This is a genomic window from Streptomyces silvisoli, from assembly GCF_029269905.1.
GTDB classification, from domain to species: Bacteria; Actinomycetota; Actinomycetes; order Streptomycetales; family Streptomycetaceae; genus Streptantibioticus_A; species Streptantibioticus_A silvisoli_A.
On record NZ_JARJBC010000002.1, the window covers coordinates 466,272 to 486,069 of the forward strand.

At 71.5% G+C, this 19,798-nt stretch carries 17 protein-coding genes; 14 read left to right on the plus strand and 3 right to left on the minus strand.

Annotated features, from left to right (window positions below; genetic code table 11):
• Positions 1-2: 2 nt before the first annotated feature.
• Both P3G67_RS05230 and P3G67_RS05235 read right to left on the minus strand, forming a co-directional pair.
• The gene (locus tag P3G67_RS05230; protein WP_276092371.1) at positions 3-641 is read right to left on the minus strand and encodes a TIGR03085 family metal-binding protein; all 639 of its coding nucleotides are present in this window, start codon (positions 639-641) and stop codon (positions 3-5) included.
• Between the two features lie 33 nt (positions 642-674).
• Positions 675-1,508, minus strand: coding sequence for a hypothetical protein (locus tag P3G67_RS05235; RefSeq protein WP_276092372.1), 834 nt, complete (start codon positions 1,506-1,508; stop codon positions 675-677).
• Positions 1,509-1,678: 170 nt separating this feature from the next.
• Between P3G67_RS05235 and hisI the strand changes: the two genes are divergently transcribed.
• Positions 1,679-2,032 carry a phosphoribosyl-AMP cyclohydrolase gene (hisI, locus tag P3G67_RS05240; RefSeq protein WP_269854403.1) on the plus strand — a complete coding sequence of 118 codons (354 nt, stop codon included), beginning with the start codon at positions 1,679-1,681 and terminating at the stop codon, positions 2,030-2,032.
• A 180-nt stretch (positions 2,033-2,212) separates the two neighbouring features.
• Complete coding sequence (locus P3G67_RS05245; protein WP_276092373.1) at positions 2,213-3,721, plus strand: anthranilate synthase component I; 1,509 nt, start codon at positions 2,213-2,215, stop codon at positions 3,719-3,721.
• A 55-nt stretch (positions 3,722-3,776) separates the two neighbouring features.
• Here the strand turns inward: P3G67_RS05245 and P3G67_RS05250 are convergent, their stop codons facing one another.
• Positions 3,777-5,003, minus strand: a complete 1,227-nt coding sequence (locus P3G67_RS05250; protein ID WP_276092374.1) for a S53 family peptidase — start codon at positions 5,001-5,003, stop codon at positions 3,777-3,779.
• A gap of 339 nt (positions 5,004-5,342) precedes the next feature.
• Between P3G67_RS05250 and P3G67_RS05255 the strand changes: the two genes are divergently transcribed.
• The 12 genes from P3G67_RS05255 (at position 5,343) to P3G67_RS05305 (ending at position 19,732) form a co-directional block, all read left to right on the plus strand.
• A complete protein-coding gene (locus P3G67_RS05255) occupies positions 5,343-5,999 on the plus strand; it encodes a TIGR02234 family membrane protein (protein WP_276092375.1) in 657 nt (218 codons plus the stop codon).
• A 111-nt stretch (positions 6,000-6,110) separates the two neighbouring features.
• Complete coding sequence (locus P3G67_RS05260; protein ID WP_269854407.1) at positions 6,111-6,323, plus strand: HGxxPAAW family protein; 213 nt, start codon at positions 6,111-6,113, stop codon at positions 6,321-6,323.
• 88 nt (positions 6,324-6,411) lie between these two features.
• Positions 6,412-6,840, plus strand: a complete 429-nt coding sequence (locus P3G67_RS05265) for a DUF2752 domain-containing protein (protein ID WP_269854408.1) — start codon at positions 6,412-6,414, stop codon at positions 6,838-6,840.
• Between the two features lie 162 nt (positions 6,841-7,002).
• Entirely contained in the window at positions 7,003-7,812 is an 810-nt protein-coding gene (gene trpC, locus P3G67_RS05270) for an indole-3-glycerol phosphate synthase TrpC (RefSeq protein ID WP_276092376.1), read from the plus strand.
• 6 nt (positions 7,813-7,818) lie between these two features.
• Complete coding sequence (gene trpM / locus P3G67_RS35985; RefSeq protein WP_391858202.1) at positions 7,819-7,974, plus strand: tryptophan biosynthesis modulator TrpM; 156 nt, start codon at positions 7,819-7,821, stop codon at positions 7,972-7,974.
• A gap of 382 nt (positions 7,975-8,356) precedes the next feature.
• Entirely contained in the window at positions 8,357-9,601 is a 1,245-nt protein-coding gene (gene trpB, locus P3G67_RS05275) for a tryptophan synthase subunit beta (RefSeq protein WP_276092377.1), read from the plus strand.
• The gene (trpA, locus tag P3G67_RS05280) at positions 9,598-10,410 is read left to right on the plus strand and encodes a tryptophan synthase subunit alpha (RefSeq protein ID WP_269854411.1); all 813 of its coding nucleotides are present in this window, start codon (positions 9,598-9,600) and stop codon (positions 10,408-10,410) included. The genes trpB and trpA overlap by 4 nt, the downstream gene beginning before the upstream one ends.
• A gap of 79 nt (positions 10,411-10,489) precedes the next feature.
• The gene (locus P3G67_RS05285; RefSeq protein ID WP_276092378.1) at positions 10,490-11,278 is read left to right on the plus strand and encodes a DsbA family protein; all 789 of its coding nucleotides are present in this window, start codon (positions 10,490-10,492) and stop codon (positions 11,276-11,278) included.
• Between the two features lie 72 nt (positions 11,279-11,350).
• The gene (gene lgt, locus P3G67_RS05290) at positions 11,351-12,421 is read left to right on the plus strand and encodes a prolipoprotein diacylglyceryl transferase (protein WP_276092379.1); all 1,071 of its coding nucleotides are present in this window, start codon (positions 11,351-11,353) and stop codon (positions 12,419-12,421) included.
• A gap of 215 nt (positions 12,422-12,636) precedes the next feature.
• On the plus strand, positions 12,637-13,371 hold the full coding sequence (locus tag P3G67_RS05295; protein WP_269854414.1) for a VIT1/CCC1 transporter family protein: 735 nt from the start codon (positions 12,637-12,639) through the stop codon (positions 13,369-13,371).
• Positions 13,372-13,680: 309 nt separating this feature from the next.
• Positions 13,681-18,279, plus strand: a complete 4,599-nt coding sequence (gene gltB, locus P3G67_RS05300; RefSeq protein ID WP_276092380.1) for a glutamate synthase large subunit — start codon at positions 13,681-13,683, stop codon at positions 18,277-18,279.
• A complete protein-coding gene (locus P3G67_RS05305) occupies positions 18,272-19,732 on the plus strand; it encodes a glutamate synthase subunit beta (RefSeq protein ID WP_276092381.1) in 1,461 nt (486 codons plus the stop codon). The genes gltB and P3G67_RS05305 overlap by 8 nt, the downstream gene beginning before the upstream one ends.
• The last annotated feature ends 66 nt before the right edge of the window (positions 19,733-19,798 follow it).

Sequence of the window (19,798 nt, forward strand, 5' to 3'; positions counted from 1 at the left end):
GGCTAGGCGTCGATTCCCAGCTTGGCGGCGCGCAGCTTCTCCACGGCGTCCTTGTCGCCGTCCAGTTCCACATGGGCGGCGGACTGGCGGCCGAACGCGAACAGGGTCAGCTCGTCCGGCTCCCCGGTCACGGTGACCACCGGTGCGCCCCGGTGCGCCACCGCCGTCTGGCCGTCGGGGCGGCGCAGCACCAGGCCGACCGGCGACCTGCGTCCCAGCACCCTGGCCGCCCGCTCCAACCGCTTCCACAGCAGGTTCGCGAAGACCGGGTCGATGGTCCGCTCCGCCCACTCCGGCTGGGCCCGGCGGACGTCCTCGGCGTGCACGAAGAACTCGACGCTGTTCGCCGCCTCGTCGATCTGCTTCAGGGCGAACGGTGAGGAGCGCGGCGGTCCGGTCCGGATGAGCTGGATCAGCTCCTCGTACGGCTTGGCGGTGAACTCCTGCTGGACCCGGTCGAGCCGGGCCTTCAGCGGCTTGAACAGGATGCCGCCCGCCGCGTCCGGACGCCGCTCCCGGACCACCACATGGGCGGCCAGATCACGCGCGGTCCAGCCCTCGCACAGCGTCGGTGCCCCGGGGCCAGCGCTCTCCAACAGGTCTGCCAGCAGCAGACGTTCACGCTGCGCATGTGTCGACATGGCGGCAGCGTACGTCCACCCCCGTACGGGCGGCTACGGCAACGGGGCGGTCAGCTGCTTGCCGTCCATCGAATTGCTCAACGTCAGCGAGCAGGAGACGGTGTCCTCGCCCTGGAACTGGTAGGTCGCCAGGTCCGGGTAGAGCGCGTAGTTGTAGTACGTCCGCCCGTCCCTGGGTATGGACTCCAGCCGCTTCTTGGCGTCCGGCTCGCACAGTGCGAGCACCTTGCTCTTGAGGTCGTCCTCGGTGGTCACGGTGCCGGACAGGGTCTCGTTGGCTATGACCTCGCCGTCGTGCGCCGAGGTGCAGGCGACCTTGGTGATCTGCTGGACACGGCTGTCCAGGCCGGGGGAGTTGAAGCAGTCGCCGGGCGAGAGCTTCACGTAGATCAGATGCTGGCTGGCCGACGGCATGGGCACCCCGGGCAGCGAGGAGCCGTCCGACGGGTCCTGGCTCGGCAGGCCGGAGGCGCCGGAGTCGGACGGTACGGGTGACGCGGACGGGGAGCCGTCGGCCTGCGCGCTGTTGTTGTCGCTGTGGCTGCTGCCGAGCCAGACGATGCCGCCGATGACGATGGCCAGCACCACCACGGCGCCGATGACTATGCCCGCGACCTTCGGGCCCTTGCCCGGCCCCGGTGGGGGCGGCGGCGGATACGGCGGGTATCCGCCGGGGCCGTATCCACCCGGTCCCGCCGGGCCGCCGGGCGCTCCCGGACCGTAGCCGCCGAACCCGCCGGGGCCGGGCGGCTGGGGACCGTATCCGCCATTGCCGGGCGGAGGCGGCGGGCCGAAGCCCTGCGGCGGGCCGAAGCCGCCGCCGGAGCCCGGGGGCGGGGTCTCGTTCGGCGGTGGAGGGAAACTCATGACCGAAGCATGCCCCATGGGACTGACAGCCGTTCGCCAGGGATGCCAAGTCGTGACTCCCAGCTCAGCGGCGGCAGTTGCGTCCCGTCGCACCGGGCACAGCGGTCTTCCGGCGCATCGCGGCGCCGACGGTTTCCCGTATCCGGCACGGTTGATCCACAATGGGGGGCATGCCAGCCGTCTCCCGCCTCGATCCCGCCATCGCCGCCCGCCTCAAGCGGTCCGCCGACGGCCTGGTCCCGGCCATCGCCCAGCAGTACGACACCGGTGAGGTGCTGATGCTGGGCTGGATGGACGACGAGGCGCTGCACCGCACCCTCACCACCGGCCGCTGCACGTACTGGAGCCGCAGCCGCCAGGAGTACTGGGTCAAGGGGGACACCTCGGGCCATGTGCAGCACGTGAAGTCGGTCGCCCTCGACTGTGACGGCGACACCCTGCTGGTCAAGGTCGACCAGGTGGGCGCGGCCTGCCACACCGGGGACCGCACGTGCTTCGACGCGGACCCGCTGCCGCTGAGCTAGTCGGCCCTCGGGACCTCGCCGCGCGGGGCTTGCGGAAGCGGCCTTGCCGCAGGCGGGAGCATCGCGCCGGAAAGACGGGCGTCCACCGCGGCGGAGCCCACCGCGGCCCGGATCCGGAACCCCCTGGAGAGGCGCCGCCGCCCCGATCCGCACCCCCTCGGGAAGGGTATGGTGCGAGCCATGACCACGGGCTACGTCACCCCCGACCTCGAAACGTTCCGCGAGCTGGCCCGGGATCGCCGGGTCATCCCGGTGACCCGGCGGCTGCTCGCCGACGGCGACACGCCCGTGGGCCTGTACCGGAAGCTGGCGGGCGAGCGCCCCGGGACGTTCCTGCTGGAGTCCGCGGAACACGGCCGCTCCTGGTCGCGCTACTCCTTCGTCGGCGTACGCAGCGACGCCACCTTGACCGAGCGCGACGGCCAGGCGCACTGGCTCGGCACGCCGCCGGTCGGGGTCCCCACCGGCGGTGACCCGCTCGGCGCGCTGCGGGCCACCATCGAGACCCTGCACACCCCGCGTGACCTGCACTCCAGCGGTACGCTCCCGCCGTTCACCGGCGGCATGGTGGGCTACCTCGGCTACGACGTGGTACGCCGCCTGGAGAAGCACATCGGCGACCACGCCAAGGACGACCTGCGGCTGCCCGAGCTGACCATGCTGCTCACCTCGGACCTCGCCGTGCTCGACCACTGGGACGGCACCGTTCTGCTGATCGCCAACGCCATCAACCACAACGACCTGGAGACCGGCGTCGACGAGGCCTACGCGGACGCCGTGGCGCGGCTCGACAACATGGCCGCCGACCTGGCCCGCCCGTCGGACAGCTCTCCCTGCGAACTGCCGCCCTCCGAACTGCCGGAGTTCACCGCGCTGTGGGGCGGCCCCGCGTACCAGGACGTGGTGGTGGACATCAAGGAGCGCATCCGCGCCGGTGAGGCGTTCCAGGTCGTGCCGTCACAGCGGTTCGAGACGCCGTGCCCGGCCAGCGCGCTGGACGTCTACCGGGTACTGCGGGCGACCAACCCCAGTCCGTACATGTACCTGCTGCGCTTCGACGGCTTCGACGTGGTGGGCTCCTCGCCCGAGGCGCTGGTGAAGGTCGAGGACGGGCAGGCGATGGTGCACCCCATCGCCGGAACCCGGCCGCGCGGCGGCACCCCGCAGGAGGACCAGGCGCTCGCCGAGGAACTGATGGCCGACCCCAAGGAGCGCGCCGAACACCTGATGCTGGTCGACCTGGGCCGCAACGACCTGGGCCGGGTCTGCGAGCCGGGCAGCGTCGAGGTGGTCGACTTCATGTCCATCGAGCGGTACAGCCACGTCATGCACATCGTCTCGACGGTCACCGGCAAGGTCGCCGAGGGCCGTACCGCCTTCGACGTGCTGACCGCCTGCTTCCCGGCCGGGACCCTTTCGGGCGCGCCCAAGCCGCGTGCGATGCAGATCATCGACGAACTGGAGCCCACCCGCCGGGGGTTGTACGGCGGCTGTGTCGGCTATCTGGACTTCGCCGGTGACTCCGACACCGCGATCGCCATCAGGACCGCGCTGCTGCGTGACGGCACGGCATATGTTCAGGCGGGCGCCGGCATCGTGGCGGACTCCGATCCGGTGGCCGAGGACACCGAGTGCCGCAACAAGGCGGCGGCGGTGCTGCGCGCCGTGGCCACCGCCAACCGGCTGTGAACGCGGGGGAGTTGGGCCGCCCCCGGGAGTGGGCGGCCCAACCCGCTTGACGGAGTCAGCCCTTGAAGGCGCTGACGCCCTTCGGGGTGCCGAGGCCCGTGGGGCCGTCGTACCCGGGCTTGGCGGTGCACAGGTAGCTGCCGCCGCACGAGCCGTTTGAGCCGCCCGTCACATCGTTGAGCGCCGAGGTGTGGGCGTACGGGAAGGACGCCGGAGTGGAGCCGGAAGAGGGTGTTCCGGCGAGGGCGTAGACGCTGGCGATGATCGGCGAGGACACACTGGTGCCGCCGAACACCTCCCAGCCCGGGTCGCCGCCGTAGGTGTCGTAGACCGCCACCCCGGTGGCCGGGTCGGCGACCGCCGAGACATCGGCGACCGTGCGCTTGCCGCAGCCGCTGTCCTTCTGCCAGCTCGGCTTGGCGTCGTCCGCCGAGCAGCCGGAACCGGCACCGCTCCAGGCGGTCTCGGTCCAACCCCGGCTGCTGGACGCCGTGGTGAGGTGCGTGCCGCCGACGGCGGTGACATAGCGGGAGGCCGCCGGGTACCCCACGCCGTAGCCGGAGTCGCCGGAGCTGGCGGTGATGGCGACGCCGGGGTGCTTGAAGTACTGGCTGTCGTAACCGGAGTCGGACGAGGACTCGCCGCCGCCGTAGCTGTTGGAGACGTACCGGGCGCCGAGCTTGACCGCCTCGTTGACCGACGCGCCGAGGTCGCCCATGGACGCCGAGTTGGCCTCGACCAGCAGGATGTGGCAGCTGGGGCAGATCGCGCTGACCATGTCGACGTCCAGCGACTCCTCCTCGGCCCAACCGGCGTCGGCGGAGGGGAGTTTGCTGGTGCTGCCGGTCTGGCCGACCTTCTTGAAGCAGCCGTTCGCGCTGGTGCAGGCGGGCAGGCCGAACTGCTTGCGGTAGGCGGCCACGTCCTTCTCGGCGTTGGGGTCGTCCTGCGCGTCCACGATCGCCACGGTGGCGCCGGAACCGCCGCTGGACGGAAGGGAGTAGGCCTTGTGCAGGTCGCCCGGTCCGAAGCCGGAGGGGGCGGCCTCGGGAGACGTGCCGGACGCCTTGGCGGCGACGGTGCCGGCGACCACCTTGAGCGCGTCACACGCCGCCCAGCCGGCCTTCTTCGGTACGGCGCAGGAGTGGACGGTGCGGACGGTGTCGGCCGAGGGCTGCCCCGCGTGGGCGGGGGCGGCGGCGAAGCCGGTGAGCGCCAGGCTCGCGGCGGCGGTCAGGGAGAGCCCGGCGCTGCGGAGCGCCTTGGGAGTGGGTCTGCGCAATGTACTGCCTCCTGTGGCTGGTGACCCGGAGTCATGAGGGGGGACGGGCCACGGCGTACAGGGGTGAGCCGTGGCCCGCTTGCGCGACGGTGCAACGGGGTGCCCCGATATCCGGAGCGGGATTGCCGGAAAACGTATTGTGACCGGCACACGTCAACAAGACCGGCGGCGTGACTCTGTACCGCCGCTTTGCCGGTGGATGTCATTCCGTAGGCAAGAAATTGCGCGGCCGTGGCCGAGGGCGGCGCATTAACCACCGCCGTCGGGGTAGACACCCCAAATCGCCGTCCGTGGCCCCCGGGTGCCCGGCCGCCGCGCGGTGACGAGATAGTGGTAGGCGTGAGTGCCGCCGCCGTACCCCAGCCCCGCCCCGCCGAGGGGCCCGCCGCCGAACCGCCGCGCCGCGCCGCCGGACGGCGCAGTCTGGCCGTGGCGCTGCTGCTCGGCGCGCTGGGCGCCGCCATGGTGCTGCTCGCCGTGGGCAAGACCTGGTCCACCGGAACCGCGCCCTCGGCTGGGAGCACGATCCCGGTCAGCGTCACCGGCAAGACGGTCACCGGGCTGCCCGACGCGCTGGCGCTGGTCGGGCTGGCCGCACTGGTCGCGGTCTTCGCGGTGCGCCGGATCGGCCGGTTGATCGTTTCCGTGCTGCTCGCGCTCTGCGGCGCCGGGACCGTCGCGGCCAGCGTCGGCGGCGCGGGCGACACCAGGGCGCTGGGCGCCGCCGCCGCCCGGGCCAGCGGACTGACCGGTACCGTCGTCCAGCACGTCGGCCACACCGGCTGGCCCTGGGCCGCCGCCGCGGGCGGCCTGCTGCTGCTGCTCGCCGGAGTGCTGGCCGTGGTCCGGGGCGCGGCCTGGCCCGCCATGTCCAGCCGCTACGAGCGCGCGGACGGCCCCCGTACGCCGCGCGCCGCCCGCCGCGCACCGGACCCCGAGCATCCCGGCGAGATGTGGAAGGCCCTGGACCGGGGCGAGGACCCCACGGCCCGCTGAATCGCGGTAGGGCCACCCCGCTCAGGAGCACTACTCCGGACGGGGGACAATGGTCCGGAGCAGCAGTGCGCCACCCCTCGGCGCCACAGCACCTTCAGGAAGGGAGCAGCAATGGCGGGAAACCACCACGGACACACGCCTGCCGCCTGGACCGGCGTGACCATCGCGTTCATCGGCTTCTGCGTGTCGGGCGTCTTCACGGTGGCGGCCAAGCCGGTCGGTTTCTGGGCGGGCCTCGTCGTGGTCGCCCTCGGCGGCATCGTGGGTCTGGGCATGCGCATGGCGGGCCTTGGCGCCCCGCTGCCGCAGAAGTCCCGCTCCTGAGGCCCCTTCCGGCGGAACCGTGGCACCGGGGCCTTTCAGACCGCCCCTGGTGCTGCGCCCGCCGGTGATTCCGTAGAGAATCGGCCACGTGGCGTCCACCCAACACCGACCGGCCCCCCACTCCCTGGTGCGGCGGGTCAGCGTCCCCGTCGGCCTGCTGGCAGCGGTCGCGGGGGCCTTCGGCTACGTGGGCTCGGTCGACCCCAACCATCCGGGGCACTACCCCGTCTGCCCGTTCCTGTACCTGACCGGCTGGTACTGCCCAGCCTGCGGCGGACTGCGCAGCGCGTACGCCGTGGTGCACGGCGACTTCGGTGCCGCGCTGCGTGACAACGCGCTCGCCGTGGTCGGCTACGGAGCCGCCGCCGTGCTGTGGGTGCTCTGGCTCTCCCGCGAGGCGCGCGGACGCCCGGTCGGAACGCGGGTGCCGCGGGCGGTGTGGTGGGGGATGGGAGCGGTCGTACTGGTCTTCGGCGTTGTCCGGAACCTGCCGTTCGGGTCCTTCCTGGCCCCCTAGGCGCCGCCGCGAGCGGTGGTGTTCGTCCAGGTGGTGGGACTGGTGGCGACCGGATGCGGGTTCTCGGCCCGGTGACGGATACCATCGCACTACCTGAGCTCCACAGATCCACCAGTAGGTTTTCGGAACTTCGACAACCGCCACCGGAAGGGGGCCGCTCGCGTGAGTGTGCTCGACGAGATCATCGACGGAGTCCGCGCGGACCTCGCCGAACGGCAGGCGCGTGTCTCCCTCGACGAGCTCAAGGAGCGGGCGGCCAAGGCGCGGCCGGCCAAGGACGGCGTGGCCGCGCTGCGCGGCGACAGCGTGAAGGTGATCTGCGAGGTCAAGCGCTCCAGCCCCAGCAAGGGCGCGCTCGCCGCGATCGCCGACCCGGCCGGCCTGGCCGCCGACTACGAGGCGGGCGGCGCCGCCGTCATCAGCGTGCTGACCGAGCAGCGCCGGTTCGGCGGCTCCCTGGCCGACCTGGAGGCGGTACGCGCCCGGGTCGACGTACCCGTACTGCGCAAGGACTTCATCGTCACCGCCTACCAGCTGTGGGAGGCGCGGGCGTACGGCGCGGACCTCGCGCTGCTGATCGTCGCGGCGCTCGAACAGGAGGCGCTGGTCTCCCTCATCGAGCGCGCCGAGTCCATCGGCCTCACCCCGCTGGTCGAGGCGCACGACGAGGACGAGGTGGAGCGCGCGGTGGACGCCGGGGCGAAGATCATCGGAATCAACGCCCGCGACCTGAAGACCCTCCAGGTGGACCGCGGGACCTTCGCACGCGTCGCGCCGGAGGTCCCCGGCCACATCGTGAAGGTCGCCGAGTCGGGCGTACGCGGTCCGCACGACCTGATCGCCTACGCCAACGACGGCGCCGACGCGGTGCTCGTCGGCGAGTCACTGGTCACCGGCCGTGACCCCAAGGCCGCCGTCGCCGACCTGGTCGCGGCGGGGGCCCACCCCGCGCTGCGGCACGGAAGGGACTGACGCGTCGTGCAGCTCTCCGCCCGCCTCGCCCCCGGTTGCCGCCCGCGCGGCTGCCGCGCGCCCGCGCGCCGGGTGCTCGGGCGGCGCGTGCGGTACGTGATCGGCTGCGAGCCGGGCCAGGTGAACGGCATGCGATGGCGCCGTCGCTCAGCGACGGCTTGAACGGGCTCGGGGCACGTCCCCGGTTCCGTCCGGCTCGGGTTCGTGGGCTGGGGTGAGTTCGGCACCGCCGGGCCACAGCGTTGCGGTTGCCCGCCGACTCGGCGCAGGGGCTTCGCACCGCAACGGCGCGGTCCGCTCACCGCTCCAGTTCCGAAACCTCCTTTCCGCCGCAAGGGCGGCCAACCCCCTACGGCGGAGTCCGTCGGTGGCGAACCGACCGGGACCACCGGAACGCACCGCTACCCCCCAGGGGACGCCGCCGGGTGTACAGGAGCCGTAGCCAAACCGGCACAAGCCGCTAAAGTCGCATTCACCGGGAAAACCACCGCATTCGTCGCAGATCACGGAGTACGGGGCGCCAGCCCCGTCGAGGAGACACCGGATGTCCACCGACTTCTTCATCCCGGACCCCGAGGGTCAAGTCCCCACCGCCGACGGCTACTTCGGCCCCTTCGGCGGGAAGTTCATTCCCGAGGCGCTGGTCGCCGCGGTCGACGAGGTCGCCGCGGAGTACGAGAAGGCCAAGGGCGACCCCACCTTCGCCGCCGAGCTCAACGACCTGCTCGTCCACTACACCGGGCGCCCCAGCCCGCTCACCGAGGTCCCGCGGTTCGCCGAACACGCGGGCGGCGCACGGATCTTCCTCAAGCGCGAGGACCTCAACCACACCGGCTCGCACAAGATCAACAACGTGCTGGGCCAGGCCCTGCTCACCAAGCGCATGGGCAAGACCCGGGTGATCGCGGAGACCGGCGCCGGTCAGCACGGCGTCGCCACCGCCACCGCCTGCGCGCTGTTCGGCCTGGACTGCACCATCTACATGGGCGAGGTGGACACCGAGCGCCAGGCGCTCAACGTCGCCCGGATGCGGATGCTGGGCGCCGAGGTCATCGCCGTGAAGTCCGGCAGCCGCACCCTCAAGGACGCCATCAACGAGGCGTTCCGCGACTGGGTCGCCAACGTCGACTCCACCCACTACCTGTTCGGCACCGTCGCCGGACCCCACCCGTTCCCTGCGCTGGTGCGCGACTTCCACCGGGTCATCGGCGTGGAGGCGCGCCGCCAGATCCTGGCGCGGACCGGTCGGCTGCCCGACGCGATCTGCGCCTGCGTCGGCGGCGGCTCCAACGCGATCGGCATCTTCCACGCCTTCCTGCCCGACGGGGACGTACGCCTGGTCGGCCTTGAGGCCGCCGGGCACGGCGTCGAGTCCGGCGAGCACGCGGCCACCCTGACCGCGGGCGACCCGGGCATCCTGCACGGCTCGCGCTCCTACGTGCTCCAGGACGAGGACGGCCAGATCACCGAGCCGTACTCGATCTCGGCCGGGCTGGACTACCCGGGCATCGGCCCCGAGCACTCGTACCTGAAGGACATCGGCCGCGCCGAGTACTACCCGGTGACCGACGACGAGGCGATGCAGGCGCTGCTGCTGCTGTCCCGTACCGAGGGCATCATCCCGGCCATCGAGAGCGCGCACGCGCTCGTGGGTGCCCTGCGCATCGGCCGCGAGCTCGGGCTCAACGGGCTGCTGTTGGTCAACCTCTCCGGCCGCGGCGACAAGGACATGGACACGGCCGCCCGCTACTTCGGGCTGTACGACTCACCCGAGGGGGACGCCCAGTGAGCGGGAACATCCAGCTGCTGAACAAGGTGCTGGCCACCGCCAAGGCCGAGAACCGCGCCGCCCTGGTGGGGTACCTGCCCGCGGGCTTCCCGACCGTGGCCGACGGCATCGCCGCCGCGACCGCCATGATCGAGGGCGGCTGCGACATCGTCGAGATCGGACTGCCGCACAGCGATCCGGTGCTGGACGGTCCGGTGATCCAGACCGCCGACGACATCGCGCTGCGCGGGGGCGTCAAGATCGTCGACGTGGTCCGCACGGTCGGCGAGGTGCACGCGGCGACCGGTGCGCCGGTGCTCTGCATGACGTACTGGAACCCCGTCGACCGCCACGGCGCGGAGCGGTTCGCCGAGGAGCTGGCCGCCGCCGGTGGGGCCGGCTGCATCCTGCCCGACCTGCCCGTCGAGGAGTCCGCCGGATGGCGCGCGGCGGCCGAGCGGCACGGCCTCGCCACCGTCTTCGTGGTCGCGCCCAGCAGCCGCGACGAACGCCTGGCCAAGATCACCGCCGCCGGTTCCGGCTTCGTCTACGCGGCCTCGCTGATGGGCGTCACGGGCACCCGTGAGTCCGTCGGCGCCCAGGCCGCCGACCTGGTACGCCGCACCCGGGCCAGCACCGACCTGCCGGTCTGCGTGGGGCTCGGGGTCTCCAACGCCGGGCAGGCCGCCGAGGTCGCCGGGTTCGCCGACGGCGTCATCGTCGGCTCCGCGTTCGTCAAGCGGCTGCTGGACGCCCCCGACACCGCGTCCGGCATCGCCGCGGCCCGCGAGCTGGCCGGGGAACTGGCGACCGGCGTGCGTAAGCGCTGAGCCGCCCGGTGTGATCCGTTCGGGGGAATTGACCGCCGGGGACGCGCGCTGCCGTGTCCCCGGCGCGTTAAGCAGGGGCGTGAGCGACAAGAACAGCGAGGGAAGGCGCAGCGCCCGTGAGCGGCTGCAGGCGGAGCGCGAGCGCGAGAAGGCCAGGGCCAAGCGCAAGCGGGCCGTCATGGTGTCGGGCGGGATCATCGCCGTACTGGCCATCGCCGCGGCCGTCGGGATCATGGTCGCCAACAGCAAGAGCGGCTCCAGCAGCGGCCCGGTGACGGCGCCCACGGGTGCCGTCGGCAAGGGCGGTCTCGCCATCCCGGTGGGCAGAAACGGTGCGCCCTCGACGCTCACGGTGTACGAGGACTTCCGCTGCCCGGCCTGCGACGCCTTCGAGAAGGGCTTCCGCGACACCGTGCACAGCCTGATGGACAGCGGCCAGCTCAAGGGCGAGTACCACCTGGTCCGGCTGATCGACGGCAACAGCGGCGGCACCGGCTCGCTGAACGCGGCCAACGCCGCGGCCTGCGCACAGAACCAGGGCAAGTTCCGCGACTACCACGACGTGCTCTACGACAACCAGCCCGACGAGCGGGTGGACAAGTTCGCCGACAAGAACTACCTGCTCCAGCTCGCCGACAAGGTGCCGGGCCTGAAGACGCCGGCCTTCACCTCCTGCGTCCAGAACGGCACGTACAACGCGTGGGTGGACAAGTCCAACGCCGACTTCAACAGCTCCGGCTACAACTCGACCCCCACCATCCTGCTCAACGGCAAGAGCATCTTCGGCGAGAACCAGCCCCTCACGCCCGAGCAGCTCAAGGCCGACGTCACCGCGGCGAACAAGGGCAAGCCCGTCCCCAGCAGCTGACCCGCCCGTTACGCACCCGTTGCCGGGTGGATTGCGCCCGCCCCCGCCCGGCACGGTAGCGTCAGGTACGCCATGGACCTCGCATACATTCCCAGCCCGTCGAGGGGCGTCGTCTACCTCGGCCCCATTCCGCTGCGCGGTTACGCGTTCTGCATCATCATCGGCGTCTTCGTCGCCGTATGGCTGGGCAGCCGCCGGTGGGTGGCGCGCGGCGGAGTGAAGACCACCGTCGCCGACATCGCGGTGTGGGCGGTGCCGTTCGGCCTGCTCGGCGGGCGGCTTTACCACGTCATCACCGACTACGAGCTGTACTTCGGCAAGGGCAAGGACTGGGTCGGCGCCTTCAAGGTCTGGGACGGCGGTCTCGGCATCTGGGGCGCGGTCGCGCTGGGCGCCCTCGGCGCCTGGATCGGCTGCCGCCGCCGGGGCATCCCGCTGCCCGCCTACGCGGACGCGGTGGCGCCCGGCATCGCCATCGCCCAGGGCATCGGCCGCTGGGGCAACTGGTTCAACCAGGAGCTGTACGGCGGCCCGACCAAGCTGCCGTGGGCGCTGGAGATTGACCCGGCGCACCGCCCGGCGGCCACCCCGGACATCGGCCTGTACCACCCGACGTTCCTGTACGAGTCGCTGTGGGACATCCTGGTCGTCGCGCTGCTGGTGCTCTGGGCCGACAAGCGCTTCAAACTCGGGCACGGCCGCGCCTTCGCCCTGTACGTGGCCGCGTACTGCGTGGGCCGCGGGTGGATCGAGCACATGCGGGTGGACTACGCGCACCACATCCTGGGCCTGCGGCTCAACGACTGGACAGCGATCATCGTCTTCCTGGCGGCGGTGACCTACATCGTGGTCTCGGCGCGGCTGCGTCCGGGCCGGGAGACGGTCGTGGAACCGGCCGCCGAGCAGACCGACGCCGAGCCGCAGTCCGACGCCGGTGCGGTGGCCGGCGGCGAGCGGCCCGCCCCCGACGCCGCAGCGGAGGCCGCCGCACCGCACGACGAAGCCGTCGCGGACGACCCGGCGAACGCCCCCGGCGCCGAGGCGGCCAAGCCCGCCGCCGAGAAGACGGCCGAGGCGGCCAAGCCCGCCGCCGCCGAGAAGACGGCCGAGGCCTCCGACACGGAGCCGTCCAAGAAGGCCTGACGCCTCCCACACGGTCCCGAGAAGGCCGCCGGATCTGACGGATCCGGCGGCCTTCCCGCGTAGCGGAACCGCGGCGCGGGAACCGCCCCCGCGGGGTCCGCACCCGCTTTGGCCAGGCTTTCCTTGCTGGCAGAGGCCATCGCTTCGTGCGTATCTTCGATGCGTTTGGGAGGGACCGGGCGGTCCGCACCTGGCCCGGAAGGGAGACCGAGCAGATGTCCACCGTCGTCGAGAACGAGGCCGAGCGCTTCGACTACCACGTACCGCACCACAGCCACCGCGACGTCAACGGTGGCTGGCTGCGCCCGGCCGTCTTCGGGGCGATGGACGGACTGGTGTCCAACTTCGCGTTGATGACCGGTGTCGCCGGAGGGCACGTCTCCAACAAGACCATCGTGATCGCCGGTCTCGTCGGCCTGGCGGCCGGAGCCTTCTCCATGGCGGCGGGCGAGTACACCTCGGTCGCCTCGCAGCGTGAGCTGGTGGAGGCCGAACTGGAGCTGGAGCGGCTGGAGTTGCGCCGCAACCCCAAGGACGAGCTGTACGAGCTGGCCAAGCTCTACGAATCCCGCGGCGTGGAACCGAAGCTGGCGATGGAGGTCGCGCGCCAGCTGTCCGCCGACCCCGAGCAGGCGCTGGAGATACACGCCCGCGAGGAACTGGGCATCGACCCGTCCGACCTGCCCTCGCCGCTGGTCGCCGCCGTCTCGTCATTCGGATCGTTCGCGGCCGGCGCGCTGCTGCCGCTGCTGCCGTACCTGCTGGGGGCCACCGCGCTGTGGCCCGCGCTCGTGGTGGCGCTGCTGGGGCTGTTCGCCTGCGGCGCGGTGGTGGCCCGGGTGACGGCCAGGTCGTGGTGGTTCAGCGGGCTGCGGCAGCTGGTGCTGGGCGGCGCGGCGGCCGGGGTCACCTTCCTGCTGGGCTCGCTGTTCGGGACCGCGGTCGGTTAGCCTGGTCAGCCGGGCCGTGACGTAGGCCACAAGCCGCCGGATGGCCCATGGTGTTACCCGCTCGTTTCGGCAGGCTTACGGCGGGGCATGAGGTACAAGCGCGCCGGGCAGTGCCGCCCGCCAAGGCGCCGGGTGACCTGCTCGGGGATCCCGAATCCACCGCGTTAGTCCACATACTGGGAAGCCCATATCCACTGTTCGGGATCCCGGTCATCATGTAACCTGCACGAAATCGCAGAGGGCCAGCGTCGTCCCTGTTGCGCCGTGACATCACTCCGGCAATGCAATGCCACGACGACAGGAGAGCCGATGCGTTCCGCGTCCACGCACTCCGCGCCCGGCACCCGCTGGGCTCGTATGGACGGGCGTCCCGCCCCGCAGGGGATGTACGACCCCCGCAACGAGCACGACGCCTGCGGCGTCGGATTCGTGGCCACCCTCACCGGCGAGGCGGACCACGCGCTCGTAGAGCAGGCGCTGACGGTGCTGCGCAATCTGGAGCACCGGGGAGCCACCGGTTCGGAACCCGACTCCGGCGACGGCGCCGGAATCCTTGTCCAGATCCCGGACAGCTTCCTACGCGCGACCGTCTCCTTCGAGCTGCCCACCGCCGGTGCCTACGCGGTCGGCATCGGCTTCCTGCCGGTCGAGGACGAGGCCAGGGCCAAGGCGGTGGACTCCATCGAGCGGATCGCCGCCGAGGAGGGCCTGGAACTGCTGGGCTGGCGCGAGGTGCCGGTCGCCCCCGAACTGCTGGGCGCCTCGGCCCGCGCCACCATGCCGTACTTCTCACAGCTGTTCGTCGCCGACGCCACCGGAGGACGGCAGGGCCTGGAGCTGGACCGGCTCGCCTTCGTGCTGCGCAAGCGCGCCGAGCGCGAGGTGAACGTCTACTTCCCGTCGCTGTCCGCGCGGACCATCGTCTACAAGGGCATGCTGACCACCGGCCAGCTGGAGCCGTTCTTCCCCGACCTGTCCGACCGCCGGTTCGCCACCGCGATCGCCCTGGTCCACTCCCGCTTCTCCACCAACACCTTCCCCAGCTGGCCCCTGGCCCACCCGTACCGGTTCGTGGCGCACAACGGCGAGATCAACACCGTCAAGGGCAACCGCAACTGGATGCGGGCCCGCGAGTCGCAGCTGGCCAGCGACGTTTTCGGCTCCGCCGACCATGGAACGGGCAAGGGCGACCTGGAGCGGATCTTCCCGATCTGCACCCCGGACGCCTCGGACTCCGCGACCTTCGACGAGGTGCTGGAACTGCTGCACCTCGGCGGCCGCTCACTGCCGCACAGCGTGCTGATGATGATCCCCGAGGCGTGGGAGAACCACGACTCCATGGACCCGGCCCGCCGAGCTTTCTACCAGTACCACTCCACGATGATGGAGCCCTGGGACGGCCCGGCCTGCGTCACCTTCACCGACGGAACCCTGGTCGGCGCGGTGCTGGACCGCAACGGCCTGCGTCCCGGCCGCTACTGGGTCACCGACGACGGCCTGGTGGTGCTCTCCTCCGAGGTCGGCGTGCTGGACATCGCCCCGGAGAAGGTGGTCCGCAAGGGCCGCCTCCAGCCGGGCCGGATGTTCCTGGTCGACACCGCCGGCCACCGCATCATCGAGGACGACGAGGTCAAGGCGGAGCTGGCCGCCCAGCAGCCGTACGCCGAATGGCTGGAAGCCGGTCTGATCCACCTCAAGGACCTGCCCGAGCGCGAGCACATCGTGCACACCCACGCCTCGGTCACCCGCCGCCAGCAGACCTTCGGCTACACCGAGGAGGAACTGCGGGTCATCCTCGCGCCGATGGCGAAGACCGGCGCCGAGCCGATCGGCTCCATGGGCACCGACTCGCCGATCGCCGCGCTCTCCGAGCGTCCCCGGCTGCTGTTCGACTACTTCACCCAGCTGTTCGCGCAGGTCACCAACCCGCCGCTGGACGCCATCCGCGAGGAACTGGTCACCTCGCTGATCTCCGTGGTCGGCCCGCAGGGCAACCTGCTGGAGCCGACCCCGGCGGCCTGCCGCAACGTCACCCTGCCGTTCCCGGTGATCGACAACGACGAGCTGGCCAAGCTCATCCACATCAACGCCGACGGCGACATGCCCGGTCTGAAGGCCGCCACGCTCTCCGGCCTGTACCGGGTCGCGGGCGGCGGCCAGGCGCTGGCCGCCCGGCTCGCCGAGATCTGCGCCGAGGCCGACGCCGCCATAGCGGCCGGCGCCCGGCTGATCGTGCTCTCCGACCGCCACTCCGACGCGGAGCACGCGCCGATCCCGTCGCTGCTGCTCACCTCGGCCGTCCACCACCACCTGATCCGCACCAAGACCCGCACCCAGGTCGGCCTGCTGGTCGAGGCCGGTGACGTGCGCGAGGTGCACCACGTCGCGCTGCTGGTCGGCTACGGCGCCGCGGCCGTCAACCCGTACCTGGCGATGGAGTCGGTCGAGGACCTGGTGCGCGCCGGGACCTTCCTGCCGGGTACCGAGCCGGAGGCCGCGATCAAGAACCTGATCAAGGCGCTGGGCAAGGGCGTGCTGAAGGTGATGTCCAAGATGGGCATCTCCACCGTCGCCTCCTACCGCGGCGCCCAGGTCTTCGAGGCCGTCGGCCTGGACGAGGGCTTCGTGGACACCTACTTCCACGGCACCACCACCAAGATCGGCGGCGCCGGGATCGACGTCATCGCCAAGGAGGTCGCCGCCCGGCACGCCAAGGCGTACCCCGCCTCCGGCATCGCCGCCGCGCACCGCCGCCTGGAGATCGGCGGCGAGTACCAGTGGCGCCGCGAGGGCGAACCCCACCTGTTCGACCCGGAGACCGTCTTCCGGCTCCAGCACGCCACCCGCACCCGTCGCTACGACATCTTCAAGAAGTACACGGACCGGGTGAACGAGCAGTCCGAGCGGCTGATGACGCTGCGCGGCCTGTTCAACCTCAAGACCGGCGAGCGGCCCCCGGTGCCGATCGAGGAGGTCGAGCCGGTCTCCGAGATCGTCAAGCGCTTCTCCACGGGCGCCATGTCGTACGGGTCGATCAGCCGTGAGGCGCACGAGACCCTGGCCATCGCCATGAACCAGCTCGGCGGCAAGTCCAACACCGGCGAGGGCGGCGAGGACCCGGAGCGGCTCTACGACCCGGCCCGGCGCTCGGCGATCAAGCAGGTCGCCTCCGGCCGCTTCGGCGTCACCTCCGAGTACCTGGTCAACGCCGACGACATCCAGATCAAGATGGCCCAGGGCGCCAAGCCCGGCGAGGGCGGTCAGCTGCCCGGCCACAAGGTCTACCCGTGGGTCGCCAAGACGCGGCACTCCACCCCCGGCGTCGGCCTGATCTCGCCGCCGCCGCACCACGACATCTACTCCATCGAGGACCTCGCCCAGCTCATCCACGACCTGAAGAACGCCAACCCGGCCGCCCGCATCCATGTGAAGCTGGTCTCCGAGGTCGGCGTCGGAACGGTCGCGGCGGGCGTCTCCAAGGCCCACGCGGACGTCGTGCTGATCTCCGGCCACGACGGCGGCACCGGCGCCTCGCCGCTCACCAGCCTCAAGCACGCGGGCGGGCCCTGGGAGTTGGGCCTGGCCGAGACACAGCAGACCCTGCTGCTCAACGGGTTGCGCGACCGGATCGTGGTGCAGACCGACGGCCAGCTCAAGACCGGCCGTGACGTGGTCATCGCCGCGCTGCTCGGTGCCGAGGAGTTCGGCTTCGCCACCGCGCCGCTGGTCGTCTCCGGCTGCGTGATGATGCGGGTGTGCCACCTGGACACCTGCCCGGTCGGCATCGCCACCCAGAACCCGGTGCTGCGCGAACGGTTCAACGGCAAGGCCGAGTTCGTGGTCAACTTCTTCCAGTTCATCGCCGAAGAGGTCCGCGAACTCCTCGCCGAACTCGGCTTCCGCTCCATCGAGGAGGCCGTCGGCCGCGCGGAGTTGATCGACACCACCCGTGCCGTCAACCACTGGAAGGCCCAGGGCCTCGACCTCGCGCCGCTGCTGCACGTGCCCGAACTGCCGGACGGCGCGGTGCGCCACCAGGTCGTCACCCAGGACCACGGCCTGGCGAAGGCACTCGACAACCAGCTGATCAAGCTGGCCGCCGACGCACTGGAGAGCGGCTCGCCGGTGCGCGCCCAGCTGCCGATCCGCAACATCAACCGCACGGTCGGCACCATGCTCGGCCATGAGGTCACCAAGCGGTACGGCGGCGCGGGCCTGCCCGACGACACCATCGACGTCACCTTCACCGGCTCCGCCGGGCAGTCGTTCGGCGCGTTCCTGCCCAAGGGCGTCACGCTGCGCCTGGAGGGCGACGCCAACGACTACGTCGGCAAGGGGCTTTCCGGCGGCCGGGTCATCGTGCGCCCGGACCGGGGCGCCGACCACCTCGCCGAGTACTCCACGATCGCGGGCAACACCCTCGGCTACGGCGCCACTGGCGGCGAGATGTTCCTGCGCGGCCAGGTCGGCGAACGGTTCTGCGTCCGCAACTCCGGTGCCACCGTCGTGGCCGAGGGCGTCGGCGACCACGGCTGCGAGTACATGACCGGTGGGCGCGCCGTCGTACTGGGCGAGACCGGGCGGAACTTCGCGGCGGGAATGTCCGGCGGCATCGCCTACGTCCTCGACCTGGACCCCTCCCGGGTCAACAACCAGTTGGTCGGCGTCGAGCAGCTGGACGCCGACGACATCGCGTGGCTGCACGACGTGGTGCGCCGCCACCAGCAGGAGACAGGCTCCACCGTCGCCGAGGCGCTGCTCGCCGACTGGGGCACCACCCTCACCCGGTTCGGCAAGGTCATGCCGAGGGACTACAAGGCAGTGCTCGCCGCCAAGGACGCCGCCGAGCAAGCGGGACTCAGCGAGTCCGAGACCACGGCGAAGATGATGGAGGCGGCTCATGGCTGACCCGAAGGGCTTTCTGACCACCGGGCGCGAGGTCGCCACCTCCCGCCCGGTCAGCGAGCGGGTCACGGACTGGAACGAGGTCTACGTCCCCGGCTCACTGCTGCCGATCATCTCCAAGCAGGCCGGCCGCTGCATGGACTGCGGCATCCCGTTCTGCCACAACGGCTGCCCGCTGGGGAACCTCATCCCGGAGTGGAACGACTACGCGTACCGCGGTGACTGGAAGGCTGCCTACGAGCGGCTGCACGCCACCAACAACTTCCCCGAGTTCACCGGGCGGTTGTGCCCCGCGCCGTGCGAGTCCGCCTGTGTGCTGGGCATCAACCAGCCCCCGGTCACCATCAAGAACGTCGAGGTCACCATCGTCGACAAGGCGTGGGAGGGCGGCCATGTCACCCCGCAGCCGCCGGACCGGCTCTCCGGCAAGACCGTCGCGGTGATCGGCTCGGGACCGGCCGGACTCGCCGCCGCCCAGCAGCTCACCCGGGCCGGGCACACGGTCGCGGTGTACGAGCGCGCCGACCGTATCGGCGGCCTGCTGCGCTACGGCATCCCCGAGTTCAAGATGGAGAAGCGGCACATCAACCGCCGTATCGAGCAGATGCGCGCGGAGGGCACCAAGTTCCGCACCGGAGTGCAGGTCGGCACCGACGTGGACGCCGCCGCGCTGAAGCGGCGGTACGACGCCGTGGTCATCGCGGCCGGTGCCACCACCGCCCGTGATCTGCCGGTGCCGGGCCGCGAGTTGAACGGCATCCACCAGGCGATGGAGTACCTGCCGCTGGCCAACAAGGTCCAGGAAGGCGACTACGTCGCCTCCCCGATCTCCGCCGAGGGCAAGCACGTCGTCGTCATCGGCGGCGGCGACACCGGCGCGGACTGCGTCGGCACGGCGCACCGCCAGGGCGCCGCCTCCGTCACCCAGTTGGAGATCATGCCGCGCCCCGCCGACGAGCGCCCCGCCCACCAGCCGTGGCCCACGTACCCGATGACGTACAAGGTCACCTCCGCGCACGAGGAGGGAGGCGAGCGGGTCTACTCGGTCAACACGGCGCGGTTCGAGGGCGACGAGGACGGGAACGTGCAGTTCCTGCACCTCGTCGAGGTCGAGTTCAAGGACGGCAAGTTCGAGCCGAAGCCCGGAACCGAGCGGAGGATCCCGGCCCAACTCGTCACCCTGGCCATGGGGTTCACCGGTACCGACCAGGGCAACGGCCTGGTCGAACAACTCGGCCTGGAACTCGACGAGCGCGGCAACATCGCCCGCGACAAGGACTTCGCCACCAACGTGGACGGTGTCTTCGTCGCCGGTGACGCGGGCCGCGGCCAGTCGTTGATCGTATGGGCGATCGCCGAGGGCCGCTCGGCCGCCCGTGCTGTCGACGACTACCTGACCGGCGCCAGTTCACTGCACGCGCCGATCCGCCCGACCGACCGCGCGCTGGCGGTCTGACGGCGGCCACGAGTGAGCCGTACAGCGCCGTACGGCTGTTGAGGCGGCGCCCGCCCCCTTCCCCGA

Excerpts from the sequence above, each read along its gene's own strand:
- trpB (WP_276092377.1), top strand. The coding sequence starts at position 8,357 with ATGTCCACCGACTTCTTCATCCCGGACCCCGAGGGTCAAGTCCCCACC.
- lgt (WP_276092379.1), top strand. The coding sequence starts at position 11,351 with ATGGACCTCGCATACATTCCCAGCCCGTCGAGGGGCGTCGTCTACCTC.
- P3G67_RS05295 (WP_269854414.1), top strand. The coding sequence starts at position 12,637 with ATGTCCACCGTCGTCGAGAACGAGGCCGAGCGCTTCGACTACCACGTA.
- P3G67_RS05260 (WP_269854407.1), top strand. The coding sequence starts at position 6,111 with ATGGCGGGAAACCACCACGGACACACGCCTGCCGCCTGGACCGGCGTG.
- P3G67_RS05235 (WP_276092372.1), bottom strand. The coding sequence starts at position 1,508 with ATGAGTTTCCCTCCACCGCCGAACGAGACCCCGCCCCCGGGCTCCGGC.
- P3G67_RS05245 (WP_276092373.1), top strand. The coding sequence starts at position 2,213 with ATGACCACGGGCTACGTCACCCCCGACCTCGAAACGTTCCGCGAGCTG.
- hisI (WP_269854403.1), top strand. The coding sequence starts at position 1,679 with ATGCCAGCCGTCTCCCGCCTCGATCCCGCCATCGCCGCCCGCCTCAAG.
- P3G67_RS05305 (WP_276092381.1), top strand. The coding sequence starts at position 18,272 with ATGGCTGACCCGAAGGGCTTTCTGACCACCGGGCGCGAGGTCGCCACC.
- gltB (WP_276092380.1), top strand. The coding sequence starts at position 13,681 with ATGCGTTCCGCGTCCACGCACTCCGCGCCCGGCACCCGCTGGGCTCGT.
- P3G67_RS05230 (WP_276092371.1), bottom strand. The coding sequence starts at position 641 with ATGTCGACACATGCGCAGCGTGAACGTCTGCTGCTGGCAGACCTGTTG.